Annotated in this window: 11 protein-coding genes; 1 reads left to right on the top strand and 10 read right to left on the bottom strand. The window is 52.6% G+C overall.

Annotated elements, in window-relative coordinates; all coding sequences use genetic code 11:
• Window positions 1-235: 235 nt before the first annotated feature.
• The 8 genes from carB to ribF all read right to left on the bottom strand — a co-directional run bounded on the left by carB (window position 236) and on the right by ribF (window position 11,910).
• The gene (carB, locus tag DES54_RS04715; RefSeq protein ID WP_113865450.1) at window positions 236-3,460 is read right to left on the bottom strand and encodes a carbamoyl-phosphate synthase large subunit; all 3,225 of its coding nucleotides are present in this window, start codon (window positions 3,458-3,460) and stop codon (window positions 236-238) included.
• Window positions 3,461-3,474: 14 nt separating this feature from the next.
• Entirely contained in the window at window positions 3,475-4,623 is a 1,149-nt protein-coding gene (gene carA, locus DES54_RS04710) for a glutamine-hydrolyzing carbamoyl-phosphate synthase small subunit (RefSeq protein ID WP_113865516.1), read from the bottom strand.
• Between the two features lie 446 nt (window positions 4,624-5,069).
• Window positions 5,070-5,891, bottom strand: coding sequence for a 4-hydroxy-tetrahydrodipicolinate reductase (gene dapB, locus DES54_RS04705; protein WP_113865449.1), 822 nt, complete (start codon window positions 5,889-5,891; stop codon window positions 5,070-5,072).
• Between the two features lie 318 nt (window positions 5,892-6,209).
• Window positions 6,210-7,160: a 4-hydroxy-3-methylbut-2-enyl diphosphate reductase gene (ispH, locus tag DES54_RS04700; protein ID WP_113865448.1), complete on the bottom strand. Its 951-nt coding sequence runs from the start codon at window positions 7,158-7,160 to the stop codon at window positions 6,210-6,212.
• Window positions 7,141-7,614, bottom strand: a complete 474-nt coding sequence (gene fkpB, locus DES54_RS04695) for an FKBP-type peptidyl-prolyl cis-trans isomerase (protein WP_113865447.1) — start codon at window positions 7,612-7,614, stop codon at window positions 7,141-7,143. The genes ispH and fkpB overlap by 20 nt, the downstream gene beginning before the upstream one ends.
• Entirely contained in the window at window positions 7,614-8,123 is a 510-nt protein-coding gene (gene lspA / locus DES54_RS04690; RefSeq protein ID WP_113865446.1) for a signal peptidase II, read from the bottom strand. Before lspA ends, fkpB begins: the two co-directional genes overlap by 1 nt.
• Window positions 8,123-10,936 carry an isoleucine--tRNA ligase gene (gene ileS / locus DES54_RS04685; RefSeq protein WP_113865445.1) on the bottom strand — a complete coding sequence of 938 codons (2,814 nt, stop codon included), beginning with the start codon at window positions 10,934-10,936 and terminating at the stop codon, window positions 8,123-8,125. The genes lspA and ileS overlap by 1 nt, the downstream gene beginning before the upstream one ends.
• 32 nt (window positions 10,937-10,968) lie before the next feature.
• The gene (gene ribF / locus DES54_RS04680) at window positions 10,969-11,910 is read right to left on the bottom strand and encodes a bifunctional riboflavin kinase/FAD synthetase (protein ID WP_113865444.1); all 942 of its coding nucleotides are present in this window, start codon (window positions 11,908-11,910) and stop codon (window positions 10,969-10,971) included.
• 301 nt (window positions 11,911-12,211) lie between these two features.
• Here ribF and rpsT point away from each other — a divergent pair, with 301 nt between their 5' ends.
• Window positions 12,212-12,475: a 30S ribosomal protein S20 gene (rpsT, locus tag DES54_RS04675; RefSeq protein WP_113865443.1), complete on the top strand. Its 264-nt coding sequence runs from the start codon at window positions 12,212-12,214 to the stop codon at window positions 12,473-12,475.
• 70 nt (window positions 12,476-12,545) lie between these two features.
• Here rpsT and nhaA read toward each other — a convergent pair whose 3' ends face one another.
• On the bottom strand, window positions 12,546-13,745 hold the full coding sequence (gene nhaA, locus DES54_RS04670; RefSeq protein WP_113865515.1) for a Na+/H+ antiporter NhaA: 1,200 nt from the start codon (window positions 13,743-13,745) through the stop codon (window positions 12,546-12,548).
• A 229-nt stretch (window positions 13,746-13,974) separates the two neighbouring features.
• Window positions 13,975-15,105, bottom strand: coding sequence for a molecular chaperone DnaJ (gene dnaJ / locus DES54_RS04665; protein WP_113865442.1), 1,131 nt, complete (start codon window positions 15,103-15,105; stop codon window positions 13,975-13,977).
• Between the last annotated feature and the right edge of the window lie 113 nt (window positions 15,106-15,218).

Genomic DNA, 15,218 nt, shown 5'->3' with positions numbered 1-15,218 from the left:
TCATACTTACCTCTTATTGTTGAAAATGTTCTTTACAACATAAAAATTCAAACAATGGTAATAAGTATAGTTGATTATTCTGATCATTCAGCGGCAAAGAGAAATAACGCATCGAGCAAAAAAACAGGAGAGAAAAGGGGAAAGGAATATATGTCAGAAAATGAAGCGTTATGGCTGAAAAAAAGCCAGCGTTTATCACCAACGCTGGCTTTTCCTGTCGCGGATTAACGATTAATTAACCCCTAATCAATGCATGCATCTCCTGTACCGAGGTCACTTTCTCGGTCGGATCCGCCGTCAAGGACATTGCCGTCGCAAAGCCGCCGTTCATGGTGGTATCGTAGTGAACCTTATACTGCAACGCGCTGCGGCGAATCAATTTGGAATCCTCTATCGCCTGACGACCAGCCGTGGTGTTGACGATATAGGTATATTCGCCATTTTTGATACGATCCTGAATGTGCGGACGACCTTCATGCACCTTATTCACCAAACGAGGATTGATACCGGCTTCGCCCAGTTCAATCGCCGTACCGTGCGTCGCATCCAGTTCAAAACCATGCTTAAGCAGCTTGACCGCCAAATCCACCACCCGCGCTTTGTCGCCCTCACGCACCGACAGCAACGCACGCCCGGATTTTTTCATGTGCGAATTGCTGCCCAACATGGCTTTGGCGAAAGCTTCCGCAAAGGTGCGGCCTACGCCCATCACCTCACCGGTAGAGCGCATCTCCGGCCCTAGAATCGGGTCAACGCCGGGGAACTTGTTGAACGGCAGCACGACTTCTTTCACTGAATAGTACGGCGGGATAACTTCTTTCGTCACGCCCTGCTGGGCCAGCGTCTGCCCCACCATTACGCGAGCAGCCACTTTCGCCAGCGGTATCCCCGTCGCTTTGGAAACGAAGGGCACGGTACGCGCCGCACGCGGGTTAACCTCAATCAGGTAGACTTCATTGGCCTTCACCGCGAACTGCACGTTCATCAGACCACGCACGCAAAGTTCGAACGCCAGTTTTTCAACCTGCTGACGCATCACGTCCTGAATTTCCTTGCTCAGCGTATAGGCAGGCAGAGAGCAGGCTGAGTCGCCGGAGTGAACGCCCGCCTGCTCGATGTGCTCCATAATGCCGCCAATCAGTACGCGCTCGCCGTCACAGATGGCATCCACATCGACTTCGATCGCATCATCAAGGAAGCGATCCAGCAATACCGGCGCATCATTGGAGACGCTGACGGCGGTCTGGAAGTAACGGCGCAAGTCGATTTCATCGTAGACAATTTCCATTGCGCGGCCGCCCAGCACGTAAGAAGGACGCACCACCAGCGGATAACCGATATCGCGCGCCTTTTCCACCGCCTCTTCAATCGCGGCTACCGTGGCGTTCGCCGGTTGTTTCAGCCCCAGACGGTTTACCGCCTGTTGGAAACGTTCACGATCTTCCGCGCGATCAATGGCGTCCGGGCTGGTGCCAATCACCGGCACGCCGGCGGCTTCCAGCGCGCGCGCCAGTTTCAGCGGCGTCTGCCCGCCATACTGGACGATCACCCCTTTCGGTTTTTCGATACGGACGATTTCCAGTACGTCTTCCAGGGTCACCGGCTCGAAATAGAGGCGATCGGACGTATCGTAGTCGGTAGAAACGGTTTCAGGGTTACAGTTGACAATGATGGTTTCATAACCGTCTTCCCGCAGCGCCAGCGAAGCGTGTACGCAGCAGTAATCGAACTCGATGCCCTGGCCGATACGATTCGGCCCGCCGCCCAGCACGATGATTTTTTCACGATCCTGCGTTGGGTTGGCTTCACACTCATCTTCATAAGTGGAATACATGTAGGCGGTATCGGTCGAGAATTCCGCCGCGCAGGTATCCACGCGCTTGTAAACCGGGTGCAGATTAAACTTGTCGCGTAGTTTGTAGATCTCGCTTTCGGCAACGCCAGTCAGTTGCGCCAGTCGCGCATCGGCAAAGCCTTTACGCTTCAGCAGCCGCAGAAAGTCAGCATCCAGCACAGACATGCCTTTTTCCACCACCTGCTCTTCCAGACGCACCAGTTCTTCTATCTGCACCAGGAACCAGCGATCAATATTGGTGAGGTTAAATACGCCATCGACGGACATGCCGGCCCGAAACGCATCGGCGATATACCAGATACGCTGGGCGCCGGCATCTTTCAACTCACGGCGAATTTTGGTCAATGCTTCAGGATCGTCCAGAGAAACTTGCGGATCGAAGCCGCTGGCCCCCACTTCCAGACCGCGCAACGCTTTCTGCAATGATTCCTGCTGCGTGCGGCCAATCGCCATCACTTCCCCCACCGATTTCATCTGCGTGGTCAGACGATCGTTGGCGCCGGCGAATTTTTCGAAGTTAAAACGCGGGATCTTGGTCACAACATAGTCGATGGACGGTTCAAACGACGCCGGCGTGCGACCGCCGGTGATGTCATTCATCAATTCATCCAGCGTATAACCCACCGCAAGCTTGGCGGCGATTTTTGCAATCGGGAAGCCCGTCGCTTTCGACGCCAGTGCGGAGGAGCGGGAAACACGCGGGTTCATTTCGATGACGATCAGGCGGCCATTCTTCGGGTTAACCGAGAACTGGACATTGGAACCGCCGGTTTCCACGCCAATCTCACGCAGTACCGCCATCGAAGCGTTACGCATGATCTGGTACTCTTTGTCGGTCAGGGTTTGCGCGGGCGCGACCGTGATGGAGTCGCCAGTGTGGATCCCCATAGCGTCAAAGTTCTCAATCGAGCAGACGATGATACAGTTGTCGTTCTTGTCGCGAACCACTTCCATCTCATACTCTTTCCAACCGATCAGCGATTCGTCGATCAGCAGTTCGTTGGTTGGCGATAAATCCAGACCACGCTCGCAAATTTCTTCAAATTCTTCGCGGTTGTAAGCGATGCCGCCGCCGGTGCCGCCCATCGTAAAGGACGGACGGATAATACAAGGGAAGCCCACCTCCGCCGCCACCGCCAGCGCTTCTTCCATATTATGCGCAATGCCGGAACGCGCGGTATCCAGGCCAATTTTCTTCATCGCTTTATCGAAGCGCTGACGATCTTCCGCTTTATCAATCGCATCGGCGGTGGCGCCAATCATGGTGACGCCAAACTCAGCCAGCACCCCCTGACGCTCCAACTCCAGCGCGCAATTCAGCGCCGTCTGGCCGCCCATAGTCGGCAGTACCGCGTCCGGGCGCTCTTTCTCAATGATTTTGCGCACCACTTCCCAATGAATCGGCTCAATGTAGGTCGCATCGGCCATTTCCGGGTCGGTCATAATGGTCGCCGGATTGGAGTTCACCAGAATAACGCGGTATCCCTCTTCGCGCAGCGCTTTACACGCCTGTGCGCCGGAGTAGTCAAATTCACACGCCTGACCGATCACGATCGGACCGGCGCCCAGAATCAGGATGCTTTTAATATCTGTACGTTTTGGCATTTTCTCGCTCCTGATTATTTCGCTGAAGAACAGTAAGTCTGAATCAATTCAATAAAGTGGTCGAAAAAAGGCGCCGCATCGTGTGGGCCGGGGCTGGCTTCCGGGTGTCCCTGAAAGCTGAAAGCCGCTTTATCGGTGCGATGAATTCCCTGAACCGTGTGGTCAAACAACGATTTGTGCGTCACCCGCAGCGTGTCGGGCAGGTTATTTTCATCAACGGCGAAACCGTGGTTCTGGGCGGTAATCATCACGCGGTTATTATCCAGATCTTTTACCGGATGGTTGCCGCCATGATGACCCAACTTCATTTTGATCGTCTTCGCGCCGCTGGCCAGTGCCAGCAACTGATGGCCGAGGCAGATACCAAAGACCGGAATATCCGTTTCCAGGAACGTTTTAATCGCGCGGATAGCATAGTCGCAAGGCTCCGGGTCGCCAGGGCCGTTGGAAAGGAAAATCCCATCCGGGTTAAGTTCCAGCACCTCTTGCGCAGAAGTTTGCGCCGGTACCACGGTCAGGCGGCAACCTCTATCCACCAGCAGACGCAGGATATTGCGTTTCACGCCGTAGTCATACGCCACCACATGGAAAGGCAGTTCGCTTTCCTGTTTAGCGGCGGGTAATTCGCCTTCCAGCGTCCAACTGCCTTGCAACCAACGGTAACTTTCCGCCGTGGTCACTTCTTTCGCCAAATCCATCCCTTTCAGCCCAGGAAACGCTTTGGCTTTTTCCAGCGCCAGCGCCGCATCCGGTGCATCGCCCGCGATAATGCAGCCGTTCTGAGCGCCCTTTTCACGCAGTAAACGCGTCAGCTTGCGGGTATCGATATCAGCGATGGCGACAATGTTGTTGCGCTTGAGGTAATCGGACAGGGTTTCTTCACTGCGGTAGTTACTGGCAATCAGCGGCAGGTCACGAATAACCAGACCCTGAGCATGTATAGCGGGAGATTCTTCATCGGCTTCGTTGGCGCCGACATTACCAATATGAGGATAAGTGAGAGTGACAATCTGGCGAGAATAGGAAGGATCAGTAAGGATTTCTTGATAACCGGTCATCGACGTATTGAAGACCACTTCCCCCACAGCCGATCCTTCTGCCCCAATCGCCCGACCATGGAATTGGGTTCCGTCTTCCAGAACCAATAGCGCTGACTTAATCAAAACACCCTCCAAGGAATAAACAATCATGTTATTTGCATATTAATTCAGATTCGTCGCTCTAAATCAATGCAAAAACCACCTGTAAGGTAAATTTTTGGCAAATTGGGCGCATTTTAATGATGGCCTGCCTACTTGTCTACTCCAACCGTGTTTTTTCTCCCCTTTTTATGCTTTCCGCCGTAAATATCTGCTCACAACCTTAAAAAAGCACATCAACTGAGGCAAGTAAACGGTTGCTAACCAACATTGTTAAAACAAGAGCAATAATCAACCACTATCGTTCATTTGTCGCTTTAGACAGGGTAATCCAAGGATGAATAGCCATAAATAATAGTTAAAAACTTCAACACGACACCATAAATAATCAAAACACAAATTAATAAAAGTAACGATAAAAATCGCTACTTTTATCATTGAGTTATGAATTATAAAAATACAATACTTTATTATAAATCCTTAAGCGATAGCACATCTCTCATATCGAAAAGACCGTTTTTCACCGATTTAACCCAAACTGCCGCCCTTACCGCACCGTTGGCAAAAGTCATCCGGCTGGAAGCCTTATGGGTAATCTCGATGCGCTCGCCGATATCTGCAAACATCGCCGTATGCTCGCCAACGATATCGCCGGCACGGACGGTGGCAAAACCAATACTTTTCGGATCACGTTCGCCGGTATAGCCTTCGCGTGTATAAACCGCATATGTCTTCAGATCGCGTCCCAATGCGCCGGCAATCGCCTCGCCCATCGCCAGCGCCGTGCCTGACGGCGCATCCACTTTATGCCGATGATGTGCTTCAATAATCTCAATATCGGTATAGTCCCCCATCACCTTGGCCGCTTTCTCCAGCAACTTCAGCATAACATTGACCCCTACGCTGAAGTTGGCCGCGAACACGATGCCGATATCCTCAGATGCCTGAACAATGGCCGCTTTACCTTCATCATCAAAGCCGGTTGTTCCAATAATCATGGCCTTACGGTGCTGACGGCAAAACGCCAGATGCGCCAGCGTCCCTTCCGGGCGGGTAAAATCGATCAAAATATCAAAATCATCACGCACAACATCCAGACTATCGTTAACCAATACCCCTGTTTTCCCCATACCGGCCAGTTCCCCGGCGTCAATTCCCACCAGGGATGAACCCGCACGCTCCAGCGCTGCGCCTAAGACGGCCCCTTCAGTTTGCTCAACAGCCTGAATCAGTTGACGCCCCATACGGCCACCAGAGCCCGCAATCGCGATACGGATGGATGAACCCTTCATAATGTCTCTCTCTGTAATACGCCCAACGAATGATGTCAGGTTAACGGGCGGGACGCGCTATCGCCAGCGGATTTATGGTCGGATTAGAAAATTATGTCGGAAGGGTAATAAAATCAGTAAAACTGTCAGTGAAAACAGGAACAACGGCAGAGATATTCAGGGCCGTCGGTATCCAGCTTAAAAAGCCGCCGAGATGAAAACGCATAAACATGCATTTTTATCACATCGTTATTGGCGGCGAATTGGCGGATATAGAGGTATAAAAGGAGACGTAAAGGAAAAGAGCGGCGATGCCAACCGCACCACCGCCTGAATAACTCAATCGATTTGCTTCACTTCCACACGCAACTCTTTCGGCACTTCAAAAACGATGTTCTCTTCGCGCCCTTGCATTTCGACGGCAACTTCGCCGCCTAACGCCCGCAAACGTTTGATGACCTGCTGAACCAGAATATCCGGTGCCGATGCCCCAGCAGTGACGCCGACATGGGACACGCCGGTCAACCAGATTTCCTGGATGTCTTCAGCCGAATCAATAAGATACGCGGATTTTCCCGCACGCTGAGCCAATTCAGCCAGACGATTGGAGTTGGACGAGTTCCTGGAACCCACCACCAACACCACATCCGCTTCCGCCGCCAGATTACGTACCGCTTCCTGACGGTTCGTGGTGGCGTAACAGATATCATCCTTGCGCGGCCCGACAATTTTCGGGAAGCGTGCGCGCAGCGCGTCAATCACCGCCGACGTATCATCAACCGACAACGTCGTCTGCGTCATAAAGCAAAGATTGGTTTCATCCTTCACCTGCAACTGCCAGACATCCTCCGGCGACTCCACCAGATACATTCCGCCTGCGACGTTATTGTACTGGCCCATGGTGCCTTCAACTTCTGGATGGCCCGCATGTCCAATCAGAATCGCCTCTGTGCCTTTACGACTGGCCCGCGCCACTTCCATATGCACTTTGGTCACCAGAGGACAGGTTGCGTCGAAGACCGTCAGATCGCGACTCTTCGCTTCGGCACGCACCGCCTGTGAAACGCCATGCGCGGAGAAAATCAGAATCGAGCCATCCGGCACTTCATTAATCTGCTCAATGAAGATCGCCCCACGTTCACGTAATCCGTTAACCACATAGCGATTATGAACCACTTCGTGACGGACGTAGATCGGCGTACCGTATATCTCCAGCGCGCGTTCAACGATGCTGATGGCCCGATCGACGCCAGCACAAAAACCGCGTGGGTTAGCCAGCAAGATTTGCATGGGGAACCTCCTGCCGAGAGGGATCGATCGCCAATACTTCCAGATCGAACGTCATTGCCTGACCCGCCAGCGGATGATTGAAATCCACCGTAATGGACTCTTCCGCCACTTCGCGAATTACGCCGGGCATATCATTACCGCCCATGCCGCTGAACAACATGATCGTACCCACATCCGGCACGCCGGTCTGGGCAAAATCACGACGCAGAAAGAACTGAATCAGATCGGGATTGACCGGCCCAAACGCAGACTCTGGCGGCAACGTAAACTTACGTCTGTCGCCGCGTTTGAGCCCCAGCAGATTCTGTTCCAATTCATTGGACAAACTGCCGTCACCCAGACGAAACAACGCGGGCTTCCCGCTTTCACGAGTCGACTCCGCCGCAGAGCCGTCCGCCAACGTCAGAATAAAGTGCACCAGCACTTCGCTGTTGCTCTGTACAGTTTCAGACATCAGAGACCCTTTTGTTCGACGGTATCATCATGCTTATTAAAAAAGCCTTCCAGTATGATGAGCGCCGCGCCAATGCAGATTGCCGTATCCGCCAGATTGAAGGTGGCGAAGTGCCAGTCCCCCACATAGAAGTCGATCATATCCACGACAAATCCATGCCAGGTGCGGTCAAACAGATTGCCTGACGCCCCGCCGATAATCAGCGCGTAGGCAGTGTTATTCAACTTTTGCTGCGCACTGCCGCGATACATCATCACCAGCAAGGCGACCACAATCGCCACCGCGACCCCGGCAAAAAACCAACGTTGCCAGCCGCCTTTATCCGCCAGAAAACTGAATGCCGCGCCATAATTGCGCGCATAGTGCAGATTCAGGGAAGGAAACAGCGGCAGCGTCTCTCCCAGAGCAAATTGAGAGAGCACCCACTGTTTGCTGCCCAGATCGATAATAAAAACCAGCAGCGCCAGCCAAAGCCAGCGCAATCCGCTCGAACAGATAGATTTATTCATCAGACAAATTTACGCTCTTCGCCATTGCCGCCGATATTCGTTGCGCAGCGACCACAAATGTCAGGATGATCGGTATTTGTCCCGATATCCGACTCATAGTGCCAGCAGCGCGGACACTTATGTCCTTCCGCCTTGCTTAAGGCAATTTTCAGCCCGGAGAGTTCCGTATCTTGCGCATCGGCAGGCGCGTCTTCATAACGCTCAACCAAGGCTTTCGAGGTCAACAGCGCAAAATGCAGTTCCTGATGTAATCGGTGCAATTTACCCGCAAGACTGGCATCGGCATAGAGCGTGACCGATGCTTCCAGCGACCCGCCGATACGTTTGTCATTGCGCGCCTGCTCAATCACTTTGTTCACTTCGCTACGCACTTTCAGCATATCCGTCCAGAAGACGTCATTCATGGTTTCAGCCGCGTCCAGACCGAACAATCCGTCATACCACTCTTCGGTGAAGACATACTGCGCACGTTCGCCCGGCAGAAAGTTCCAGACTTCGTCTGCGGTGAACGACAGAATCGGCGCCATCCAGCGCACCAACGCTTCGGAAATATGATACAGCGCCGTCTGGCAACTACGGCGGGCAATGCTGTCGCCTTTCGCGGTATACTGACGGTCCTTGATGATATCAAGGTAGAACGACCCCATTTCAATGGAGCAGAACTGCATCAGACGTTGCACCACGCGGTGGAAGTCGTAGCTCTCATAGGCTTCGAAAATCTCTTCCTGCGCCGCTTTCGCGCATCCGACCGCCCAGCGATCCAGCACCACCATCTCTTCGGGCTTCACACTATCCCGCTGTGGCTCAAATCCGTTCAGGTTAGCCAACAGAAAACGCGCGGTGTTGCGAATGCGACGATAAGCGTCGGCGGAACGTTTCAGGATCTCTTCGGAAACGGCGATCTCCCCCGAATAATCGGTTGAACCGATCCACAGGCGCAGAATATCGGCGCCCAATTTATCCATTACATCCTGCGGGCTGACGGTATTACCGATAGACTTCGACATCTTGCGGCCCTGACCATCCACGGTGAAACCGTGCGTCAGAACCTGACGATAAGGGGCTTTGCCTTTAATCGCCGTCGAAATCATCAGCGAAGACATAAACCAGCCGCGATGCTGATCGGAACCTTCCAGATACATATCCGCCGAATGACCGCCAAATTCAGGACGGACGTCAACCACGGAAGCATGCGTTGACCCGGAGTCGAACCAGACGTCCAGCGTATCGGGAACTTTGACGTAATCCGCCGCTTCCGCACCCAGCACATCGGCCGGATCAAGATCCCACCATGCCTGAATGCCATCCTGTTCAACGCGTTTGGCAACGGCTTCAATCAGTTCATTGGTACGCGGATGTAGTTCTTCCGTGTCTTTGTGCACGAACAGCGACATCGGCACGCCCCAGGTACGCTGACGGGAAATACACCAGTCAGGACGATTAGCGACCATAGCTTCAATACGCGCCTGACCCCAGTCAGGGATCCACTGCACGCCTTTGATTTCAGCCAGCGACTGTTTGCGCAACCCTTTCTGATCCATGCTGATAAACCACTGCGGGGTGGCGCGGAAGATGATCGGCGTTTTATGGCGCCAACAGCACGGATAACTGTGCAGCAGCTTTTCTATATGCAGCAACGCGCCTTTTTCACGCAGAATGTCGACCACGGTATCATTGGCCTTAAAGACAAACTTACCATCCAGTTCAGGATAGGTCCCGGTCAGGTAACAACCATTCGGCCCTACCGGATTGGCGACTTCCAACCCATATTGCTGGCCGATGACATAGTCATCCGGGCCATGCCCCGGCGCGGTATGCACGGCGCCAGTACCCGCATCCAGCGTGACGTGATCGCCCAGGATCGCCGGCACTTCAAAGCCCATGAACGGATGCCGGAAACGCAGCAACTCCAGATCGCTGCCTTGGCATTCGCCCAGCACCTGCCAATGGTCGATACCGATACGCTTCATCACGCTTTCAACCAGATCGGCAGCCAGAATCAGCGCCTGTCCTTCGATCTGCACCAGTTGATAGGTAAATGTCGCATTCAGAGCGATCGCACGGTTAGCCGGCAGTGTCCACGGCGTGGTAGTCCAAATCACCAGTGAAAGCGGACCTGCAACCTGGCTGACGCCAAATTTCGCACAAACCGCAGCGCCGTCGACCGCATTGAACGCAACATCAATAGCCGGGGAAGTCTTGTCGTAGTATTCCACTTCCGCTTCGGCCAGCGCAGAACCACAGTCGGCGCACCAGTGAACCGGCTTGGCCCCTTTATGCAGATGACCATTTTCAATAATGTGGCCTAATGCGCGAATGATGTTGGCTTCGGTCATGAAATCCATCGTCAGGTACGGATGATCCCAATCGCCCAGCACGCCAAGACGAATAAAGTCCTTCTTCTGACCGGCTACCTGTTCGGCGGCGTATTTACGGCACTCGGCACGGAACTCCGCCGCACGCACCTTCTCGCCTGGCTTGCCGATCAGTTGTTCGACCTTGAGCTCGATAGGCAGACCATGACAGTCCCAGCCCGGCACATAAGGGGAGTCGTAGCCAGAAAGACCTTTGGACTTAACGATAATATCTTTAAGAATCTTGTTAACCGAGTGACCAATATGGATATTGCCATTCGCGTACGGAGGGCCATCATGCAGAATGAAGGTTTTTTTACCTTTTTTGGCATTACGAATAATCCCGTACAGATCCTGCTCATACCAACGTTTCAGCATGTCAGGTTCGCGCCTGGCCAGATCGCCACGCATCGGGAACCCTGTTTCCGGCAAATTCAGGGTAGTCTTATAGTCACTCATTAGATTCTCGATTTCGTTTTCGGCTAGAAAAATTAAACCGGTGTCTTTAACCCAAAAAATATCCGGGCCGTCACCACATCATTAGCGATTTGCTGCTTTAGCGCATCAAGCGAGGCAAAACGCTGTTCATTACGTATCTTTTTACGCAGCACCACTTCAATGTGACGACCATACAGATCCATTGTCACATCCAGCAAGTGCACTTCAAGCTGCTGGCGTTTGTCTCCCGTTACCGTGGGACGCGTGCCAATATTGGCAACCCCCGGCAACGGCGCATCGCCCAGACCATATACACTGACGGCATAAACGCCGCTGACCGGCGACACCTGTCGTTTTAACGGTAAATTGGCGGTGGGAAAACCGATTGTCCGCCCCAACGCATTGCCATGCACCACCCGCCCGGAGATACTGTAGGGATGACCCAACAAGCTTTCCGCCCGCGTTAAATCATCCTGGCTGAGCGCTTCGCGAACAGCCGTACTGCTCACCCGTTTTCCGCCATTACAGAATGAGTCGGTACTGATGACCTCAAATCCTGCTTCAACCCCGGCATGTTGTAATAACAGGAAATCACCTTGCCGACCAGCGCCGAAACGAAAGTCATCGCCGACCACCAGAAACCGAACGCCCAGTTTTTCCACCAACAGTTCGGATATAAACGTTTGAGCATGGTTGGCGGCGAAGTGCGCATCAAACTTCACGCATAACAGGTAATCCACTCCCGCCTTTGCCAGATAATTCACTTTATCACGTAGGCTAGTCAAACGAGCGGGCGCGCCAGAAGCGGAAAACAACTCCTGCGGCTGTGGTTCGAAAATCATCACCATAACGGGCAAACCGCGCGCCAGGCCTTCCTGCTTCAGGCGATCCAGCAACATTTGATGTCCGCGGTGCACGCCGTCAAAATTACCAATAGTGAGCACACAACCAAAATGGCGTGCCCGAAGATTGTGTATACCGCGAATTAGCTGCATGGCTGGCTCAGAACATATTGGTTAATATAATGGAAATCGGCGGATTATACCTTGTACAGCGAGTAAGGTTAACCCGCGATTCAGCCTTTTGCTGCCGCGATTTCAGCTACTAGTGAATTTATGAAGTGAAAAGCTGTATTCCATCGCGTGAAGCTGTTAAAATCCTGCGCCATCACAACGTAACAAGCGTCGACGTACAAACGGCGCTTATTTGCACAAATCCATTGACAAACGAAGGCGAAAAGGGCATATTCCTCGGCCTTTGAATTGTCCTCGATAGAATATATTTGGGAGTTGGACCTTGGCTAATATCAAATCAGCTAAGAAACGCGCCGTACAGTCTGAAAAGCGCCGTAAGCATAACGCAAGCCGTCGCTCCATGATGCGTACTTTTATCAAGAAAGTTTACGCGGCGATCGCTACTGGCGATAAAGAAGCGGCACAGAAAGCATTTAAGGATATGCAACCGATCGTGGATCGTCAGGCTGGTAAAGGCCTGATCCACAAAAACAAAGCTGCACGTCATAAATCCAATCTGGTTGCGCGCATCAACGCCATGCAATAATCGCGTTTCGCGGATTGTATTGTTGTTAAAAAAACCGGCTCAGGCCGGTTTTTTTACGTCTTAAGACCGCTTAACGCTGGAGCTCGGAATCCAGTGCGCGGTGTAATTTAGGTAACGTGCGGTGCAACACGATATACCCCAAAAACGCCGCCAACCCTGATGCCAGCAAAATCCCCAATTTCGCATAAGTAATAAATGCCGCATCGCTATTGGTAAACGCCAGTAACGTGATAAAAATCGACATGGTAAAGCCAATACCGCACAGCACCGACACCGCCATAAGTTGACCGAAGCTCACCCCGGCAGGCAATCGGGCATAGCCTGATTTGATGATCAACCAACTGCACAACGTGATGCCCAATGGTTTACCAATCAGCAACCCTGCCGCGATACCAAAAATCAGCGGTGAGAAAAGCTTCCCTGACTCAATACCTTGCAGCACGATCCCGGCGTTGGCAAAAGCAAAAAGTGGAATAATCAGGAAAGAAACCCAAACGTGCAGGCCATGCTCCAACGTTGTGGCTGGCGAATGCTGACCACCAGGCGCTCGCAAAGGAATAAAAAATCCGACAATCACGCCCGCCAACGTCGCATGTACGCCACATTTCAGAATGCAAACCCACAAAACGATCCCGACCAGCAGGTAAGCGGACGTTTTCATCACATTCTGCTTATTCATGTACCCCAATACGGCAACCGCCAATAATGCGCCCGCCAACGCAGGCCAGTATATCTGCTGGGTATAGAATAGCGCGATAATCAGGATGGCACCCAGATCATCGATAATGGCCAGCGCAAGTAAAAATACCTTTAATCCTGGGGGAACGCGCTTGCCTAATAAAATCAGGATACCCACGGCAAACGCGATATCGGTTGCCGTAGGGATCGCCCAGCCGGAACGGGTAACCGCATCGCTAAAATTAAACAGTAAGAAGATCAACGCAGGAAACAGCATACCGCCAATAGCCGCCGCCAGCGGCAACAAAGCCTGACTCCGGCTTGCCAGCGTGCCTTCCATCAACTCACGCTTCACCTCCAGGCCAATCATCAAAAAGAAAACCGCCATCAGCGCGTCATTAATCCACAGCAGCAGATTCTTTTTGATTTCCAACGCGCCGAATCGGATTTCCACCGGCATCGTCAAAAATTGCTGATAGGCATCGGCACTGAAAGAAAAGTTAGCCAGTGTCATCGCCAGCGCTGTCGCGCCAATCAGCATCAAGCCTGCTGCGGCATCAAAGCCGGTAAAACGGCGCAGAATATTTATCATGTCATTCATTCTCAATTTAAAGGAACAGAGCAATACCGCGCCTTTCTCTCATCGTAAGCAGTAGGTTACCCGACTTCATCATTGGCTAAAAGTCGTTAAAGTTTCCAACAATCCTGATAAAAACGAGCAATTAAAAATTATTAATATCGGCTGAAAAGCGTAAAAAAACCGGCTGGCAGCAACCAACCGGTTTTCTTGTTTTGTTCACAGCCAGACAGCCGTTCGCAACTTAAATCAGATCGTCAAAAAACTTCTTCACGCCGTCGAAAAAGCTTTTGGATCGCGGGCTGTTTCTTTCCCCTGACGGGCCGCCAAAACTTTCCTCAAGCTCTTGCAGCAACTGTTTTTGACGCTCGTTCAGGTTAACCGGCGTTTCCACCACCACCCGACACAGCAAATCGCCCTGGGCGCCGCCGCGAACAGACTTCACGCCTTTACCACGCATACGGAACAGTTTTCCGGTCTGTGTTTCCGCCGGGACTTTCAGCTTCACGCGGCCATCTAACGTCGGCACTTCAATTTCCCCGCCCAACGCAGCCATGGCAAAATTGATCGGCACTTCACAATACAGATTGTTCTCTTCACGCTGGAAGATCGGGTGCGCCTTAACCTGTACCTGAACGTATAAGTCGCCTGCCGGCGCGCCGTGTTCCCCGGCCTCCCCTTCACCAGACAAACGGATGCGGTCACCCGTATCCACCCCGGCAGGGATTTTCACCGATAGCGTTTTGCTCTTCTCTACGCGACCATGACCACGGCATTTAATACACGGATCTTTAATGATCTTGCCGCGACCATGACAGTGAGGACAAGCCTGCTGCACTGTAAAGAAGCCCTGACGCATCTGCACCTGGCCATTACCGTGACAAGTCGGACAGGTAACCGGCGAGCTACCCGGCTTCGAGCCGTTGCCGTGGCACACATCACACTCTTCCAGTGTGGGAATGCGGATCTCTTTGCTGACGCCACGGACGGCCTCTTCCAGCGACAGTTCCATGTTATAACGTAAATCGGAACCACGGCTTGTGCGCTGGCGACGTCCGCCACCAAAGATATCGCCGAAAACGTCGCCGAAAATATCGCCAAAATCGGCACCGCCGCCGCCAAAGCCGCCCCCGCCGCCCATACCCCCTTGCTCGAACGCCGCATGACCATATTGGTCATAGGCCGCACGTTTCTGAGGGTCGGTAAGGATTTCGTAGGCTTCTTTAATCTCTTTGAATTTAGCTTCCGCTTCTTTATCACCCGGATTTCTATCCGGGTGATGCTTCATTGCCAGGCGCTTGTACGCCTTCTTTATTTCGCGCTCATCGGCATCTTTAGAGACGCCTAAACTCTCGTAATAGTCTTGCTTCGCCATGCTTTTGTCCTGCCCTCAACATGCGTGCACGGGCGCAGAGTTTCCTCAACGCCCGTGCTGGTTGCCAGCGACAGTTTTTATCCCTTTATTTATCGGGTAGGTCACTGTCACTA

Source organism: Brenneria salicis ATCC 15712 = DSM 30166 (assembly GCF_003315515.1).
GTDB classification, from domain to species: Bacteria; Pseudomonadota; Gammaproteobacteria; order Enterobacterales; family Enterobacteriaceae; genus Brenneria; species Brenneria salicis.
Note: the sequence above shows the minus strand (reverse complement) of the source record. Positions and strands in the feature narration are given on the sequence as shown.

Coding starts and splice junctions, on each gene's coding strand:
- carB (WP_113865450.1), bottom strand. CDS start 3,460: ATGCCAAAACGTACAGATATTAAAAGCATCCTGATTCTGGGCGCCGGT.
- dapB (WP_113865449.1), bottom strand. CDS start 5,891: ATGAAGGGTTCATCCATCCGTATCGCGATTGCGGGCTCTGGTGGCCGT.
- ispH (WP_113865448.1), bottom strand. CDS start 7,160: ATGCAAATCTTGCTGGCTAACCCACGCGGTTTTTGTGCTGGCGTCGAT.
- fkpB (WP_113865447.1), bottom strand. CDS start 7,614: ATGTCTGAAACTGTACAGAGCAACAGCGAAGTGCTGGTGCACTTTATT.
- lspA (WP_113865446.1), bottom strand. CDS start 8,123: ATGAATAAATCTATCTGTTCGAGCGGATTGCGCTGGCTTTGGCTGGCG.
- ileS (WP_113865445.1), bottom strand. CDS start 10,936: ATGAGTGACTATAAGACTACCCTGAATTTGCCGGAAACAGGGTTCCCG.
- ribF (WP_113865444.1), bottom strand. CDS start 11,910: ATGCAGCTAATTCGCGGTATACACAATCTTCGGGCACGCCATTTTGGT.
- nhaA (WP_113865515.1), bottom strand. CDS start 13,745: ATGATAAATATTCTGCGCCGTTTTACCGGCTTTGATGCCGCAGCAGGC.
- dnaJ (WP_113865442.1), bottom strand. CDS start 15,105: ATGGCGAAGCAAGACTATTACGAGAGTTTAGGCGTCTCTAAAGATGCC.